At 72.2% G+C, this 16,351-nt stretch carries 13 protein-coding genes; all 13 read right to left on the bottom strand.

From position 1 onward, the window contains the following. Positions 1–4: 4 nt before the first annotated feature. Positions 5–1,477, bottom strand: a complete 1,473-nt coding sequence (gene pyk, locus M4D54_RS07750; RefSeq protein WP_193866271.1) for a pyruvate kinase — start codon at positions 1,475–1,477, stop codon at positions 5–7. Positions 1,478–1,576: 99 nt separating this feature from the next. After that, entirely contained in the window at positions 1,577–3,064 is a 1,488-nt protein-coding gene (locus M4D54_RS07745) for a glutamate synthase subunit beta (RefSeq protein ID WP_259890876.1), read from the bottom strand. Next, positions 3,057–7,610: a glutamate synthase large subunit gene (gene gltB, locus M4D54_RS07740; RefSeq protein ID WP_193866272.1), complete on the bottom strand. Its 4,554-nt coding sequence runs from the start codon at positions 7,608–7,610 to the stop codon at positions 3,057–3,059. The genes M4D54_RS07745 and gltB overlap by 8 nt, the downstream gene beginning before the upstream one ends. A 111-nt stretch (positions 7,611–7,721) precedes the next feature. Continuing rightward, on the bottom strand, positions 7,722–8,696 hold the full coding sequence (lgt, locus tag M4D54_RS07735; RefSeq protein ID WP_228019634.1) for a prolipoprotein diacylglyceryl transferase: 975 nt from the start codon (positions 8,694–8,696) through the stop codon (positions 7,722–7,724). Beyond that, complete coding sequence (gene trpA, locus M4D54_RS07730; RefSeq protein WP_193866273.1) at positions 8,693–9,532, bottom strand: tryptophan synthase subunit alpha; 840 nt, start codon at positions 9,530–9,532, stop codon at positions 8,693–8,695. The genes lgt and trpA overlap by 4 nt, the downstream gene beginning before the upstream one ends. Next, entirely contained in the window at positions 9,529–10,926 is a 1,398-nt protein-coding gene (gene trpB, locus M4D54_RS07725) for a tryptophan synthase subunit beta (RefSeq protein WP_259890874.1), read from the bottom strand. The genes trpA and trpB overlap by 4 nt, the downstream gene beginning before the upstream one ends. Continuing rightward, on the bottom strand, positions 10,923–11,756 hold the full coding sequence (trpC, locus tag M4D54_RS07720) for an indole-3-glycerol phosphate synthase TrpC (RefSeq protein WP_193866274.1): 834 nt from the start codon (positions 11,754–11,756) through the stop codon (positions 10,923–10,925). The genes trpB and trpC overlap by 4 nt, the downstream gene beginning before the upstream one ends. 39 nt (positions 11,757–11,795) lie before the next feature. After that, entirely contained in the window at positions 11,796–12,260 is a 465-nt protein-coding gene (locus M4D54_RS07715) for a DUF2752 domain-containing protein (protein ID WP_259890873.1), read from the bottom strand. After that, positions 12,257–12,496, bottom strand: coding sequence for an HGxxPAAW family protein (locus M4D54_RS07710; protein WP_193866276.1), 240 nt, complete (start codon positions 12,494–12,496; stop codon positions 12,257–12,259). The genes M4D54_RS07715 and M4D54_RS07710 overlap by 4 nt, the downstream gene beginning before the upstream one ends. Positions 12,497–12,527: 31 nt before the next feature. Further along, a complete protein-coding gene (locus M4D54_RS07705) occupies positions 12,528–13,160 on the bottom strand; it encodes a Trp biosynthesis-associated membrane protein (RefSeq protein WP_228019637.1) in 633 nt (210 codons plus the stop codon). Continuing rightward, entirely contained in the window at positions 13,157–14,761 is a 1,605-nt protein-coding gene (locus tag M4D54_RS07700; protein WP_193866277.1) for an anthranilate synthase component I, read from the bottom strand. Before M4D54_RS07700 ends, M4D54_RS07705 begins: the two co-directional genes overlap by 4 nt. Beyond that, positions 14,758–15,147 carry a phosphoribosyl-AMP cyclohydrolase gene (gene hisI, locus M4D54_RS07695; protein WP_193866278.1) on the bottom strand — a complete coding sequence of 130 codons (390 nt, stop codon included), beginning with the start codon at positions 15,145–15,147 and terminating at the stop codon, positions 14,758–14,760. Before hisI ends, M4D54_RS07700 begins: the two co-directional genes overlap by 4 nt. Continuing rightward, positions 15,144–16,349: a methionine adenosyltransferase gene (metK, locus tag M4D54_RS07690; RefSeq protein ID WP_193866279.1), complete on the bottom strand. Its 1,206-nt coding sequence runs from the start codon at positions 16,347–16,349 to the stop codon at positions 15,144–15,146. Before metK ends, hisI begins: the two co-directional genes overlap by 4 nt. Positions 16,350–16,351 lie beyond the last annotated feature (2 nt).

Raw genomic sequence — 16,351 nt, 5'->3', positions numbered from 1 at the left:
CGTCTCAGGCCTGCTCGGGCCCGGCGGCGATGCGATCCGCCTCGATGCGGGCGGACTCACTGCCGGAGAGGTCACCGATGCGGTGCACGCGCAGCGAGTTGGTGGAGCCGTGCACGCCGGGGGGCGAACCGGCGGCCACCACCACCAGGTCGTTGTTCTGCAGGCCCTTCTGCTCGCGCAGCAGCTCGTCGACCACGCCCACCATGGCGTCGCTGTCCTTCTGCATGGGCACCAGGTGCGCCTCGACGCCCCAGGTCAGGGCGAGCTGATGGGCGACCTCCTCGTAGGGCGTCATGGCCAGCAGAGGGATCGTGGGACGCAGGCGCGCCAGACGGCGGGCGGTGTCCCCGGACTCGGTGAAGGTCACCAGGTACTGGGCGGAGAGCTGATCGCCGATCTCCGCGGCAGCGCGGGTGATGGCACCGCCGCGGGTGTGCGGGATGGTGCCCAGCGGCATGATGCGGTCGGCGCCGTTCTGCTCGGTGTTGGTGATGATGCGGGCCATGGTCCGCACGGCCTCGAAGGGGTAGGCGCCCACGCTGGTCTCACCGGAGAGCATGACGGCGTCGGCCCCGTCGAGGATCGCGTTGGCGCAGTCCGAGGCTTCCGCGCGGGTGGGCCGCGGATTGGTGATCATCGACTCCAGCACCTGGGTGGCGACGATCACGGGCTTGGCGTTGCGGCGGGCCAGCTCGATGGCGCGCTTCTGCACCAGCGGCACCTGCTCGAGCGGCAGCTCCACGCCGAGGTCGCCGCGGGCCACCATGATGCCGTCGAAGGCGCCGACGATGGAGCGCAGCGCCCGCACCGCCTGCGGCTTCTCGATCTTGGCGATGACGGGGACGCGGCGGCCCTCCTCCTGCATGATGCGCAGCACGTCGTCCATGTCGTGGGCATCGCGCACGAAGGACAGGGCGATCATGTCGGCGCCCAGGCTGAGGCCCCAGCGCAGATCGGCGATGTCCTTCTCGCTCATGGCGGGGACGGACACGGCGACGCCGGGCAGGTTGATGCCCTTGTTGTTGGAGACCGGGCCGGGGACCTCCACGACGGTGGTGACGTCGGTGTCGGAGACGTCCGTGACGCGGACGGTGACCTTGCCGTCGTCGATCAGCAGCACGTCGCCGGGGCGGCAGTCGCCGGGCAGGCCCTTGAAGGTGGTGGAGACGCGCTCCTTCGTGCCGACGATGTCCTCCGTGGTGATCACGAAGGTCTCTCCCACCTCGAGCTGGTGGGGGCCGTTCTCGAACTTGCCCAGGCGGATCTTGGGGCCCTGCAGGTCCACCAGCACGGCCACGTTGCTGTCGAGGTCCTTGGCGGCGCGACGGATGTTCGCGTAGACCTGCTCGTGATCGTCGTAGGTACCGTGGCTGAGGTTCATCCGGGCGACGTTCATCCCCGCCTCGATCAGCGTCCGGATCTGCTCGTAGGTGTTGGTCGCCGGACCAAGTGTGCAGACGATCTTGGCTTTACGCATGTCAACCCATCTGTAGAAGCGTGTACGGGTGCGCGCCCTGGGGCTCGGGAACGCCCGTAGGTGCTCCTGAGAACAGGGGGTCGCATCACCGGGATCCGTTCACAGTGTAATGGGCGAGGCCGACGGATGTACCGGGACCGGGAGCGCACTGCTGCCCATCAGGTGCGCGTCGACCGCGGCGGCGGCCGCGCGTCCCTCCGCGATGGCCCACACGATGAGGCTCTGCCCGCGGGCGCAGTCTCCCGCGGTGAACACGCCGGGCGCACTGGTCTCCCAGGTCGCGGCGTGCTCGATGGTGCCGCGGCGGTGCCGGGTCACCCCGAGCGCCTCGGTCAGCGCCTCGCCGCCGGGGCCGGTGAAGCCCATCGCGATCAGCACCAGCTGGGCCGGCAGCTCGTGCTCGGTGCCCGGGGTGGGCACCCGGCGGCCGTCCTGGATGCGGGTGCGAGCCACCCGGATCCCCCGCACCGCTCCCTCGGCATCGGCCACGAACCCGGTGGTCGAGGCCAGGAACGATCGGTCCCCGCCCTCCTCGTGGGCGCTGCTGACCTCGAACAGCAGGGGGTGGGTGGGCCAGGGGTGCCCGGCATCGCGCTCGGCCGGGGGCTGCTGGCCGATCGCCAGGGTGGTCACGGAACGGGCACCCTGGCGCAGCGCGGTGCCCAGGCAGTCCGCACCGGTGTCGCCACCGCCGATGATCACCACGTCCTTGCCCTCGGCGGAGATCGGGTCGGCCACCCAGTCGCCCTCCACGGCCCGATTGGCCTGGGTGAGGTACTCCATGGCCGGGTGGATGCCGGTGGCCTCACGACCCTCGACCGGGAGGTCCCGGGGGGTCTGGGCACCGATCGCGAGCACCACCGCGTCGAAGCGGGAGCGCAGCTCCTGCACGGACAGAGCGTCCGGGCCGTCTGCCCCCACCTCGACACCGGTGCGGAAGCGGGTCCCCTCGGCACGCATTTGCTGAAGCCGCCGATCCACGTGGCGCTTCTCGAGCTTGAACTCGGGGATGCCGTAGCGGAGCAGTCCGCCGATGCGGTCGTCCTTCTCCAGCACCACCACGGTGTGCCCGGCGCGGGTGAGCTGCTGCGCGGCGGCCAGGCCCGCGGGCCCGGAGCCCACCACGGCGACGGTGCGGCCCGTCTGGCGGGTGGGCTCCACGGGCTGCACCCATCCCTCCTCGAAGGCCCGGTCGATGATGGAGACCTCGATGTTCTTGATCGTCACCGGGGGTTGGTTGATGCCGAGCACGCAGCTGGACTCGCAGGGGGCGGGGCAGGCTCGCCCGGTGAACTCGGGGAAGTTGTTGGTGGCGTGGAGGCGCTCGGCGGCCTCGCGCCAGTCGTCCCGGTACACCAGCTCGTTCCACTCCGGGATCAGGTTGCCCAGCGGGCAGCCCTGGTGGCAGAAGGGGATGCCGCAGTCCATGCAGCGGCCCGCCTGCCGGGAGACCCGGCTCAGGCCCTCGGGCCCCTCCTTCTCCCGGATCTCGTAGACCTCGCGCCAGTCCATCAGCCGCACCGGCACGGGCCGGCGCGGGGGCAGTTCGCGGTCGCGGTGCTTGAGGAAGCCGCGCGGATCAGCCATGGGAGCCCTCCAGGATCGTGTTCCACACCTCGTGGGAGTCGGGGTCGATGCCGTCCTCGACCGCACGGTCGCGCAGGGCGGTCACCCGGAGGAACTCGCGCGGTGCGATCTGCGTGATCCGCGCGAGGGTCTCCTCCGGGGCCTCCAGCAGGGCCGCGGCCAGCACGGATCCGGTGCGGCGGGCGTGCTCGCGCAGGGCCTCCAGCACGAAGCCGCGGTGCTCCTCGCGCAGCGGCGTGATCTCGAAGGTCGCGGCGTCGGACGGGTTCAGGCGGGCGGGGTCGAGGTCCAGGACGAACAGGGTGCCGCCGCTCATCCCGGCACCGAGGTTGCGCCCGGTGGTGCCCAGCACCAGCACCGCACCACCGGTCATGTACTCGCAGCCGTGGTCGCCGATGCCCTCCACCACCAGGGTGGCCCCGGAGTTGCGCACCCCGAACCTCTCCCCCGCCTCACCGGCCAGGAACATCCGCCCGCTGGTGGCGCCGTAGGCGCAGGTGTTGCCCGCGATGGTCATGGGCCCCGGCGAGGCATCCGGGCCGAGTCCCACGGCGATCACGCCTCCGGAGAGCCCCTTGCCGACGTAGTCGTTGGCGTCCCCGCGCAGCTCGATGCTCACGCCCGCCGGCAGGAACGCCCCGAAGGACTGGCCTCCGGTTCCCTCCAGCTCGAGCCGGATGGTGTCGTCGGGCAGACCGGCACCCCGGTACCGCCGGGTCACCTCATGGCCCAGCAGGGTGCCGACGGTGCGCTGCGTGTTGCGGACGGTGTCGCGGATGACGACGGGCTCCCCCCGGTCCAGGGCCGGAGCGGCCTGCTGGATCCAGGGACGGTCGGCAGCGGTCTCCAGTCCGTGCTGCTGGGCGCGGCGTCGGCGCACGTGGTCGCCCTCGTGGATCCGCGGGGCCGCCAGCACGGGCGAGAGGTCGAGGCCCTGCTGCTTGTAGTGGCGCAGGGCGTCGTCCACGTCCAGCAGGTCGATGCGTCCCACGGCCTCGTCGATCGAGCGCAGTCCCAGGTACGCCAGGTGCTCGCGCACCTGCTCGGCGATGAACTCGAAGAAGGTGATCACGAACTCCGGGGTGCCGGTGTACCGCTCCCGCAGCTCCGGGTTCTGCGTGGCCACGCCCACGGGACAGGTGTCCAGGTGGCACACCCGCATCATGATGCAGCCCGAGACCACCAGCGGGGCGGTGGCGAAGCCGAACTCCTCCGCACCCAGCAGCGCTGCCACGACCACGTCGCGGCCCGTCTTCATCTGTCCGTCCACCTGCACGGTGATGCGGTCGCGCAGGCCGTTCAGCAGCAGGGTCTGCTGCGCCTCGGCCAGGCCCAGCTCCCAGGGGGTGCCGGCGTGCTTGAGGGAGTTCAGCGGGCTGGCGCCGGTGCCTCCGTCGTGCCCGGAGATCAGCACCACGTCGGCGTGGGCCTTGGAGACCCCGGTGGCGACGGTCCCCACCCCGAAGCGGGAGACCAGCTTGACGTGGATGCGGGCAGCGGGGTTCGCGCACTTGGCGTCGTGGATCAGCTGGGCGAGGTCCTCGATCGAGTAGATGTCGTGGTGCGGCGGCGGGGAGATGAGGCCGATGCCGGGCGTGGAGTGCCGGGTACGGGCGATCCACGGGTACACCTTGGGGCCGGGCAGCTGGCCGCCCTCACCGGGCTTGGCGCCCTGGGCCATCTTGATCTGGATGTCGCGCGCGAAGGTGAGGTACTCGCTGGTCACGCCGAAGCGCCCGGAGGCGATCTGCTTGATGGCGCTGGAGCGCTCGGGGTCGTGGAGGCGCTCGGGATCCTCCCCGCCCTCCCCGGAGTTGGACATGCCGCCCAAGCGGTTCATCGCCACCGCCAGGGTCTCGTGGGCCTCCTGGGAGATGGACCCGTAGCTCATGGCCCCGGTCATGAAGCGCCGAACGATCGAGTGGACGGGCTCCACCTCGTCCAGGGGCACCGCCGAGACGGCGTCGGTGCGCAGGCGAAGCAGCCCGCGCAGCGTCATCAGGTGCTCGGAGCGGTCGTCCACCAGGTCGGTGTAGCGGCGGAACTCCTCGTACTGCCGGGTGCGCGTGGAGTGCTGGAGGCGGAAGACCGTCTCCGGCGTGAAAAGGTGCGGCTCCCCCTCCCGCCGCCACTGGTACTCCCCTCCCACCTCGAGGCGGCGGTGCGGGGGGCGGGTGCCCTCCTCGGGGTGCGCACGGCGGTGCCGGGCGGCGTTCTCCTCGGCGATGACGTCCAGGCCGATGCCGTCGATGCGGCTGGTGGTGCCAGGGAAGTACTCCTCGATTAGCTGGGCGGACAGCCCCACGGCCTCGAACAGCTGCGCCCCGCGGTAGGAGGCCACCGTGGAGATGCCCATCTTGGACATGATCTTCAGCACACCCTTGCCGAGGGCCGTGATCAGGTTGGCGACGGCCTCGGGTCCGCTGACCCCGCCGACGACGTCGCGCCGCACCAGGTCCTCGGCGCTCTCCATCGCCAGGTACGGGTTCACAGCGCTGGCCCCGTACCCGATCAGCAGGGCGGCATGGTGCACCTCGCGCACGTCACCCGCCTCGACCAGCAGCGCGGCACGGGTGCGTCGCCCGGTGCGGATCAGGTGGTGCTGGACGGCGCTGGTGAGCAGCAGGCTGGGGATGGGTGCGAGGCGGGCGTTGGAGTCGCGGTCGGACAGCACCAGGAAGGTGGCGCCCTCGTCGATCGCGTCCGTTGCCTCCTGGCAGATCTCGGCCAGTCGCCGCTCCAGTCCCTGCGCTCCCTCGTCCACCGGGTACAGGCCCTTGAGCCGCACCGCGTGCAGGTCCGCGGTGCGGGGCGAGGCCGAGACGGCGAGGATGCGGGCCAGCTGGTCGTTGTCGATGATCGGGAAGTCCAGGGCGAGCTGCCGGGCGTGGGCCGGGGTGGCGTCCAGCAGGTTGCGGGACTCCCCGATGCTCACCCGCAGGCTGGTGACGATCTCCTCCCGGATCGAGTCCAGCGGAGGGTTGGTGACCTGGGCGAACTGCTGCGTGAAGTAGTCGAACAGCAGGCGAGGGCGATCCGAGAGCACCGCGATCGGGGTGTCGGTGCCCATGGCGCCGATCGGCTCCACACCCTTGGCGGCCATCGGCGCGATCAGGATCCGCAGCTCCTCCTCGGTGTAGCCGAAGGTCTGCTGCCTGCGGGTGACGGAGGCCGGGGAGTGCGCGACGTGCTCCCGCTGGGGCAGCTGGTCCACGTGGACCTTCTGCTCGGACAGCCAGCGTCCCCACGGCTGCTGGCCCACGACGGAGTCGCGCACCTCCTGGGCCGGGACGATGCGTCGCTGCACCAGGTCCAGGCAGAACATGTCACCGGGCGCCACACGGCCGCGGGCGGCCACCTGCTCGGGCTCCATCGGGATCATCCCCGCCTCGGAGCCCAGCACCACCAGGCCGTCCTCGCCGAGCCACCAGCGCAGCGGTCGCAGCCCGTTGCGGTCCAGGGTGGCGCAGGCCAGGGTGCCGTCGGTGGCCAGCAGCGCGGCGGGGCCGTCCCACGGCTCCTGGAGGCAGGCGTGGTACTCGTAGAAGGCGCGCAGGTCCGCGTCCATGGCCGGGTCGTTCTCCCACGGTTGCGGGACCAGCATCATGAGGGCGTGAGGCAGGGAGCGGCCGGACAGCTGGAGCAGCTCGAGGGCCTCGTCGAGGCTGGCGGAGTCGGAGGCCCCGGGCGTGTTCACCGGGAGCAGGCGCTCGAAGTCCTCGCCGAAGGCGTCGGTGGCCATGCGTCCCTCCGCGGCCCGCAGGCGGTTGCGGTTGCCCACCACGGTGTTGATCTCGCCGTTGTGGGCGAGCATCCGGAACGGCTGGGCCAGCGGCCAGGACGGGAAGGTGTTGGTGGAGAAGCGGGAGTGGACGATCGCCAGCTCGCTCTCGAACCGGTCGTCGCCCAGGTCCGGGTAGAACGCCTCCAGCTGGGCGGTGGTGAGCATCCCCTTGTAGACCATGGTGCGGGTGGACAGCGAGGGGAAGTAGGCGTCGGTCCCGTGCTCCACGCGGCGGCGCACCGCGAAGGCGGCCCGCTCGAGCGCCAGTCCGCTGCGGCGGGCCTCCGCATCCACCAGGACCAGCTGCTCGATGTGAGGGCGGGTGCGCTCCGCCGAGGGCCCCACCAGCCCGGTGACGACGGGGACCTCACGGCGGGCCAGCACCGTGAGCCCCTCGGATGCTGCGATCTGCTCCACGGACCGCAGCTGGGCCTCGCGCTCGCCCTGATCGCGGGAGAGGTACAGGCAGCCGGCCGCGTAGGCCCCGGCAGCGGGCAGCTCGACGTCCAGCACCGCCCGCAGGAAGCGGTCGGGCATCAGGGTGAGGATGCCGGCCCCGTCACCCGTGGTCTCCTCGGCACCGACCGCCCCGCGGTGGTCGAGGTTCTCCAGTGCGGTCAGCGCCAGGGCGACGATGTCGTGCCCGGCGGTGCCGCGCAGGGTGGCGACCAGGGCGGCGCCGCAGGCGTCCTTCTCGTCCTGGGGACGGTACAGCCCCTGTGCCGGAGGGACCGCCGAGAAGCGGGCGGACAGTGGTCGCATGCGCATCCCTCCTGGGGTGTGGGGAACCGGGAGAGGATATGCGCGCGGGCCATCGAGGCGCGCACAGGCTTCCGGGATGCGGACACCCGTGTCACAGGAAGGTCACGGCGATCATCGCCGCCGGGGCGTCGGCTCCGGCTGCTCGCCGCCCTCGCCGGCCTGCTCGGTGCTCGTTCCCGGAGCCGGTCCCGATGCGGTGCCCCCGCGGCGGTGGCCTGCACCGGCGACGGCGGGATCCGGCCAGTCGTAGGAGCCGTCCGCCGAGACCACTTCTCCCCCGCGCTGATGCCTGCGCCTGGTGAGGTGCACGAACACGGCGATCGCCACCACGGCCATCACGATCGCCACCAGGGTGTGGATGCGCAGGGGGCCCACCATCAGCACGGGCTCACTGCGGATCGAGTCGATCCAGGCGCGGCCCGTGGAGTAGATCGCCACGTAGGCCCAGAACACGCGACCGCCGGCGAGCTGGAAGCGATAGGACAGGAACAGCAGCACAGCCATCCCGGCCAGCAGCCACAGCTGCTCGTACAGGAAGGTGGGGTGGTAGGTGCCGGGCTCGCAGCCGCCGATGCGGGTGCCGTTGGTCAGGCAGGTGACGTCCCATCCCCAGGGCAGGTCCGTGGGCGGGCCGTACAGCTCCTGGTTGAACCAGTTGCCCAGCCTCCCGATGGCCTGGGCGGCCATCAGGGTCGGGGCGATGGTGTCCGCCAGGGCGGCGAAGGAGACGCCCTTGATGCGGGACATGACGTACACGGCCAGCGCCCCGCCCGCGACGGCGCCGTAGATCGCCAGTCCGCCCTGCCAGATGTACAGGGCGGAGACCGGGTCACCCCCGGGACCGAAGAAGGGGGCGGGGGAGGTCAGCACGTGCCAGACGCGGGCGCCGATGATCCCGGCGAACACGGCGACGAACACGATGTCGAACAGATCGTCGCCGGAGCCGCCGCGCTTCTCCCAGCGCTTGGTGGCCCACCACTGGGCCACCGCGATCCCGGCCAGGATGCACACCGCGTACAGGTGCAGCGTCAATGGTCCCAGCGAGAAGGCGGAGACCGGGGGGCTGGGGATCAGGGCGAGGGTCATGCGCGCGCACCGCCGGGGGCGCGACGCGCGCGTTCGACGCCGGAACGGAGGTCGTCGGCGACGTCCGCCAGGGCACGGAGGTCCCCGCCGCAGCCCTCGTCCTGGGCCTGCAGCAGGGTGCGCACGAAGGCGGAGCCCACGATCACGCCGTCGGCGTAGGCGCCCACCTCTGCGGCCTGGGCGCCGGTGGAGACCCCGAGGCCGACGCACACGTTCGCGGCACCGGCCGCGCGGGTGCGCTCGACCAGGCCCTCGGTGGCGGCGGAGACGGAGGCACGGGTGCCGGTGACCCCCATGGTGCTGGCCGCGTAGACGAAGCCGGTGGTGTGCGCGACCACGTGCTGGAGGCGGTCCGGCGGGGAGCTGGGCGCCACCAGGAACACCCTGTCCAGCCCGTGGGCCTCGGAGGCCTCCAGCCATTCGCCGGCCTCGTCGGGGATCAGGTCGGGGGTGATCAGGCCCGCCCCACCGGCGGCGGCGAGGTCGCGCGCGAAGGGGTCCACGCCGTAGGCCAGGACCGGGTTCCAGTAGCTCATCACCAGGATGGCCGCTCCGCGGCCGGAGAGCTGCTCCACCGCCGTGATCACGTCGCGGTTGCGGATGCCGCCGGCGAGGGCGGAGGTGGCGGCGCGCTGGATCACGGGCCCGTCCATGACCGGGTCGGAGTAGGGCAGGCCCAGTTCGATCATGTCGGCACCGTGGTCGATCAGGGTGCGGGCGGCGTCGATCGAGCCGGCCAGGTCGGCGTACCCCACCGGGAGGTAGCCGATCAGGGCGGCGCGGTCCTCGGCGCGGGTGCGGTCCAGGACCTGTGCTGCTCGCAGTCGCTCGCTCATGCGTCCTCCTCGGTGCCCGCGGTCGCGGCGTCCATCGTGGTGCGCGCCAGCTCCAGCAGCGGCGCGAGGTCGGCCCGGCCGTGGCGGGGGGCCCCGTCGGTGCCGGTGGCGTCGGCGCCTGCCGGCTCCGTGCCGTCGTCGCTGCCATCGGCGGGATCGCCGTCGAGCAGCCCGAACCACTCCGAGGCGGTGTGGACGTCCTTGTCGCCGCGCCCGGAGACGTTCACCAGGATCACGGCCCCCTCCCCCAGCTCCTTGCCGAGGCGGAGGGCCCCGGCCAGGGCATGGGCGGACTCGATCGCGGGCATGATCCCCTCTGTCATCGACAGCAGCGCGAAGGCGTCCATGGCCTCGGCGTCGCTGATGGGCACGTACTCGGCGCGGCCGATCTCGGCCAGCCACGCATGCTCGGGGCCGATGCCCGGGTAGTCGAGGCCGGCGGAGATCGAGTGCGACTCGATGGTCTGGCCGTCCTCGTCCTGCAGCACGAACGAGCGGGCGCCGTGGAGCACGCCGGGGGTGCCGCGGTTCACGGTGGCGGCGTGCCGGGGCGTGTCCGCACCGTCGCCGGCGGCCTCGCAGCCGATCAGCCGCACGGTGCCGCCCTCCTCGGTGTCGTCGAGGAAGGCGTGGAAGATGCCCATCGCGTTGGAGCCGCCGCCCACGCAGGCCACCACCGCGTCGGGGAGCCGACCGGTGCGGTCGAGCACCTGGGCGCGCGCCTCCTCGCCGATGATGCGCTGCAGGTCCCGCACCAGGGTGGGGAACGGGTGGGGGCCCGCCACGGTGCCGAAGATGTAGTTGGAGGACTCCACGTTGGTGACCCAGTCGCGGAAGGCCTCGTTGATGGCGTCCTTGAGGGTGCGCGACCCGTGGGTGACGGGGACCACCTCGGCACCGAGCAGGCGCATGCGGGCCACGTTGAGCGCCTGACGGCGGGTGTCCTCCTCCCCCATGTAGATCGTGCACTCAAGTCCGAACAGGGCGGCGGCGGTGGCGGTGGCCACGCCGTGCTGGCCGGCGCCGGTCTCCGCGATCACTCGCTTCTTGCCCATGCGCACGGTGAGCAGTGCCTGGCCCAGGACGTTGTTGATCTTGTGGGAGCCGGTGTGGTTGAGGTCCTCACGCTTGAGCAGGATGCGCGCGCCCCCGGCGAGCTTCGAGAAGCGGGGGGCCTCGCTGAGCAGGGACGGCCGGCCTGTGTACTCCTCGGCCAGACGCTGCAGCTCGGCGATGAACTCCGGGTCCACGACCGCCTTCTCGTACACCTCGGACAGCTCGTCCAGAGCAGGAACCAGGGCCTCGGGCAGGAACCGCCCTCCGAAGCTGCCGAAGTAGGGGCCGGTCTGGGAGCGCAGGTCACCGCTGGGGCGGGACAGGTCGGGCACGGTCACTGGGTGCCTCCTTCGGGGGCGGGGCGGCCGCGGCGCGCGACGTCGCGGAAGGTCTGGACAGTGGAGAGGGTCTCGCCCGAGGTCACCAGGGCCTCGCCCACCAGCACGGCATCGGCTCCGGCGCGGGCGTAGGCCTCGACGTCCGCCACGTCGGCGACGGCGGACTCGCCGATCGCCAGGATCTGCGGGGGAATCTGCCCGAGCAGGGCGGCGGCGCGGGCGAGGTCCACGTCGAGGGTCTTCAGATCGCGTGCGTTGACCCCGACGATGGCGGGATCGATCGCGAGCGCACGTTCCAGCTCGGCGGCGGTGTGCGTCTCGACCAGGGCCTGCATCCCCAGCTCGGCGGTCAGGGCGTTCAGGTCACGCAGCTGGGCGTCGTCCAGGGCAGCGACGATCAGCAGGATCAGGTCCGCCCCGTGGGCTCGGGCCTCGAGGATCTGGTACGGGTCGACCACGAAGTCCTTGCGCAGCAGTGGCACGTCCACCCGGGCGCGCACGGCGTCGAGATCCGCGAGGGAGCCTCGGAAGCGGCGCTGCTCGGTGAGCACACTGATCGCCCCGGCACCGCCGGCCTCGTAGATCGCGGCGAGCTCCGCCGGGGCGGGAATGCTGGCGAGCGCGCCCTTCGACGGGCTGGCCCTCTTCACCTCGGCGATCAGACCCAGGGTGGAGCCGTCGCCTCGCAGCGACGCAGCGGCATCCAGCGCCGGCCCCCTCTCGCGCACGAGGCTCTCGAGCTCGGCGCTGCCGACGGTGCGGCGGCGCTGCTCAAGGTCCTCGCGGACTCCCACGATGATGTCGTCGAGAACGGTTCCGGTACGGGTCACGGAGAGGCTCCTCAGGGATCGGGGGCGGGCCGGGCGGGCTCAGGCGCCGACGAACGAGACGGGGGCCAGGAACCAGAACGCCGGCAGGTTGCGCGCCACCGCGAAGAGGACTGCCAGCGCCACGCAGGTGACGAGCATCCACGTGGAGGGCCCCGGTGTGGACAGCCCCCGCATCCGTCGCAGCGCCCATCGGACCAGCACGAGGGCGAGCAGGGGCAGAGCCCCGATGATCAGCGCGTTGTTGCGCAGGGCGAGGGCCAGGTCCCCGTCCAGCAGGGCGTGCACGGAGCGGATCGCACCGCAGCCGGGGCAGTGCAGGCCGGTGAGGTGGTACACCACGCACAGGGGGATGTCGGTGCGGAAAGGGTCGAAGACCATCTGCACGATCAGTGCGGTGCCGATACCGCCCAGGACGAGAGCCGCGGGCAGCACGGCACGGCGCGGTCCGCGGGCGGCACCGACGGGCCCCCTCCGGGGGCGGTCGGTCCGCACCGCGGTGGTCACCGGTCCTCGGTCTTAGTGGACTTCTGGCCCAGCCCGACGAAGGACAGGCCGACTCCCACGACGATGGCCAGGAGGATCACCACGATACCGGCGATCCAGAGCGTGGGCTGGCTCCGCACCATCCCGAAGGCCACCAGGACGGCGCCCAGGACCACCCCCATGTTGAGGGTCCAGGCGGCCACGGTCTTGCCCTCGTTGAGGGGCGGGGGCGGCGGCACGGCGTAAGTCTTCGGCATGGTCCTTCTCCGGGTCAGGGCAGGGTCGGTCTCATTCTGCCACGTCGGGGCGCGAAGGCTCGTCGTCGCCCGCGGTGGGGTCCTCGCCACGGGTGAGCGCGTCCCAAGCGGCGGCCGGATCCTCCTGCGGCAGTGCCGCAGGACCGGTCGGTGCCTTGACCGCCGCGCTGCGGTACCGGCTGCCGCTGCTCCAGCGACCTCCCACCGTCAGCACGGCAACCCCGGCCGCGGCCACCAGCACGGCCGGCACCAGCGCCAGCAGCGGCCAGCTGCCTGCGGTGGCGTGGACCTCCCCACCGAGCACCCCGGTGGCCCGGGCGACCCCGGCCCTGGATGCGGCCTCCGGGTCCAGGGAGGTGCCGAGCGCCAGCACGGCGGCCCCGGCCCCGGCGGCCAGCAGCACCGACCCGGTCACCCAGCGCAGCCAGCGCGAGGAGAGCGCGCTGGCCACGGAGGCCGCAACGCCCACCAGGGCCAGGGCGAGCACGCCGGGCGCTGCTTCCTGACCGGTCACCGACACGTCGATCACGGTGCCGGTGAGGTCCGGGGCGGTGGCGCGGATCCATTCCAGGGCCGTGGTGCCGGCCAGTGCGAGGGAGGCGGCCAGCCCGACCAGCACCACCAGGGGTCGGGTCAGACGGGTCCTGCCGGGGGCGCCGCTCATGCGGGCCGCAGGGTCTCGGCGGAGGCCACCGCGCGCAGTGCGGCGGCGGCCTTGGACTGGCTCTCGCGGTGCTCCATGGTGGGGTCGGAGTCGGCGACCACTCCCCCGCCGGACTGCACGTGGGCGGTGCCGTCCTTGAGCACGGCGGTGCGGATCGCGATCGCCATGTCCATGTCGCCCGCGAAGTCGATGTACCCGACGGTGCCGCCGTAGATGCCGCGCCGCACCGGTTCGAGCCGGTCGATGATCCGCAGCGCGGAGGGCTTGGGCGCTCCGGAGAGTGTGCCCGCCGGGAAGGTGGCGCGCAGGGCGTCGTAGGCGGTGGCACCCTCGCGGATGCGACCGGTGACGGTGGAGACGATGTGCTGGATGTGGGAGTAGCGCTGGATGTGCATGAAGTTCCGCACCACCACCGAGCCCGGGTCGCAGAACTTCTGCAGGTCGTTGCGGGCCAGGTCGACCAGCATCAGATGCTCGGAGCGCTCCTTGGGGTCGGCCAGCAGCTGCTCGGCCAGGTGCTGGTCCTCGGCCGGGTCCGCACCGCGGGGGCGCGAGCCGGCGATCGGGTGCGTGGTGGCGGTGCCCCCGCGCACGGTCACCAGGGACTCCGGGCTCGCGCCGACCACATCGATCGGCTCGCCGTCGGCGTCGGTGGTGCGCAGCAGGTACATGTAGGGGCTGGGGTTCATCCGCCGCAGCACCCGGTACACGTCCAACGGGTGCGCGGCCACCGGCAACGAGAAGCGCTTCGAGGGCACCACCTGGAAGATCTCGCCGTCGATGATGTCCTGGACGGCCTCGCGCACAGCGGCCTCGTACTCGAGCTGCGCGGTGCGGGCCTTGGGCTCGATGTCGCTGACGGTCTCGTAGACCGTGGCGGCGGAGTCCAGCGGCCGGCGCAGCGCCGAGCGCATCGCCTCCAGCCGTTCGAGGGCGTCGTCGTAGGCAGCGTCCACACCGTCGGGGGTGCCGTTGAGGTTCAGCGCGTTCGCCACCAGCAGCACGGTGCTGTCGCGGGCATCGTGCACGGCGACGTCCTGGGCGAGCAGCAGGGAGAGGTCCGGCAGTCCGATCTCGTCGGGAGCGGAGCCCTCGAGCTTCTCCCAGTAGCGCACGGCGTCGTAGGCCACGAATCCCACCAGGCCCCCCGTGAAGGGCGGCAGCTGGGGATCCCGGGCGGCCCGGAAGGCGGCCGCGACCTCGCGCAGCGCCTCCACCGGGGTGGTGCCCACATCCAGGCCCACCGGGGCGTCCCCGATCCACCGGGCGGTGCCGTCCTGCTCGGTGAGCACCGCGCGGGCGCGGGAGCCGATGATCGACCACCGGGAGTCCTCGGCAGCGGCGGCCTGGCCTGCGGACTCCAGCAGGAAGGTGCCGCGGCCGTCCGTCCCGGCGGTGAGGCGGCGGTAGAGGGAGACAGGGGTGTCCTCGTCGGCCAGCAGGCGCACGGTGACCGGCACGATGCGCTGCTGGGCGGCCAGGGAGCGGAAGGTCTCGCGGTCCGGTTGGACGCGGCCCAGCAGATGGCCCTCCCGGCCACGCACCAGCTCGGGATAGGCCTGGGCGTCGGGGACGGGCGCGGACGCGGGGGTGGTGCTCATGGGGTGCGCTCCGAGAGGGGAAGGACGTGGGCGGGCAGGTCGTTGCCGTCGAAGCAGGTGTGCGTGCCGCGGTGGCAGGCCGCGCCCACCTGGTCCACCTGGACCAGCAGGGTGTCGCCGTCGCAGTCGAGGGAGACCGAGCGCACCCACTGGACGTGGCCGCTGGTGTCGCCCTTGCGCCAGTACTCCCCGCGGGAGCGGGACCAGTAGGTGGCCCGTCCGGTGGTCAGAGTGCGGTGCAGGGCCTCGTCGTCCATCCAGCCCACCATCAGCACGCGGTGGTCGGTGGCGTCCTGCACCACGGCGGTGATCAGACCGGCCCGATCCCTCGTGAGCCGCGCAGCGATCTCGGGGTCGAGGGAGCCCGCGGGCCTCGGCCCGGTCACAGTGCCTGCTCCAGCTCCCCGGCCCGATCGGTGCGCTCCCAGGTGAACTCCGGCAGCTCCCGGCCGAAGTGCCCGCCTGTCGAGGTGAGGCGGTAGATGGGGCGCAGCAGGTCCAGGGCGTCGATCAGGGCCGCCGGGCGCAGGTCGAACACCCGGCGCACGGCAGCGGCGATCTGGTGGTCCGGTCGCACACCGGTGCCGAAGGTCTGCACGTACAGGCCCATCGGCTCGGCCACCCCGATCGCGTAGGCGACCTGGACCTCGCAGCGCTTGGCGAGACCCGCGGCGACGATGTTCTTGGCCACCCAGCGCATCGCGTAGGCACCGGAGCGATCCACCTTCGAGGGGTCCTTGCCGGAGAAGGCGCCGCCGCCGTGGCGGGCCATGCCGCCGTAGGTGTCCACGATGATCTTGCGGCCCGTGAGACCGGCGTCACCCTTGGGTCCGCCGATCACGAAGCGACCCGAGGGGTTGATGTGGCAGGTGACGTCGGAGACGTCCAGGCCGAGCTCACCCAGCTCCTCGAGCACGGGAGCGATGACCACCTTGCGCAGGGCCGGGGCCAGCTGGGTGTCGAGGTCGATCTCCTCGGCGTGCTGGCTGGAGACCACCACGGCCTCCACGCTGCGGGCGATGTCGTCCTCGTCGTAGCCGATGGTGACCTGGGTCTTGCCGTCCGGGCGCAGATAGGGCAGCACGCCGTCGCGCCGAGCGCGCGAGAGGTTGCGGGTCAGCGTGTGGGCGGCGTGGATCGGAAGCGGCATCAGCTCGGGGGTGTCGTCGCACGCGTAGCCGAACATGAGGCCCTGGTCCCCGGCACCGAGCCGGGCGTACTCCTCGGAGCTGCCGCCGCGGGACTCGAAGGAGGTCTCCACGCCGGCGGAGATGTCGCCGGACTGGGAGCCGATCGACACCTCGATGCCGCAGGAGTCGGCGTCGAAGCCCTTCTCGGAGGAGTCGTAGCCGATGTCCCGGATCACGTCGCGCACGATGCGCGCGACATCGCTGTACCCGCGGGTGCGCACCTCCCCGGCGACGTGCACCAGGCCCGTGGTGACCATGGTCTCCACGGCGACCCGGGCGTCCCGGTCCTGGGACAGCATGTCGTCGAGGATGGAATCGGAGATCTGGTCGCAGATCTTGTCGGGGTGGCCCTCGGTGACCGATTCGGACGTGAAGGTGCGCAGCTCGCTGGAGGTCATGG

This window comes from Brachybacterium sp. p3-SID1565, from assembly GCF_025143785.1.
Lineage (GTDB): Bacteria > Actinomycetota > Actinomycetes > Actinomycetales > Dermabacteraceae > Brachybacterium > Brachybacterium epidermidis.
The sequence above is the reverse complement of the archived record's forward strand: the minus strand, read 5'-3'. Positions and strand labels throughout refer to the sequence as shown.

Coding starts and splice junctions, on each gene's coding strand:
- M4D54_RS07700 (WP_193866277.1), bottom strand. CDS start 14,761: ATGAGCACCACCCCCGCGTCCGCGCCCGTCCCCGACGCCCAGGCCTAT.
- gltB (WP_193866272.1), bottom strand. CDS start 7,610: ATGCGACCACTGTCCGCCCGCTTCTCGGCGGTCCCTCCGGCACAGGGG.
- metK (WP_193866279.1), bottom strand. CDS start 16,349: ATGACCTCCAGCGAGCTGCGCACCTTCACGTCCGAATCGGTCACCGAG.
- M4D54_RS07705 (WP_228019637.1), bottom strand. CDS start 13,160: ATGAGCGGCGCCCCCGGCAGGACCCGTCTGACCCGACCCCTGGTGGTG.
- M4D54_RS07710 (WP_193866276.1), bottom strand. CDS start 12,496: ATGCCGAAGACTTACGCCGTGCCGCCGCCCCCGCCCCTCAACGAGGGC.
- trpA (WP_193866273.1), bottom strand. CDS start 9,532: ATGAGCGAGCGACTGCGAGCAGCACAGGTCCTGGACCGCACCCGCGCC.
- pyk (WP_193866271.1), bottom strand. CDS start 1,477: ATGCGTAAAGCCAAGATCGTCTGCACACTTGGTCCGGCGACCAACACC.
- lgt (WP_228019634.1), bottom strand. CDS start 8,696: ATGACCCTCGCCCTGATCCCCAGCCCCCCGGTCTCCGCCTTCTCGCTG.
- M4D54_RS07745 (WP_259890876.1), bottom strand. CDS start 3,064: ATGGCTGATCCGCGCGGCTTCCTCAAGCACCGCGACCGCGAACTGCCC.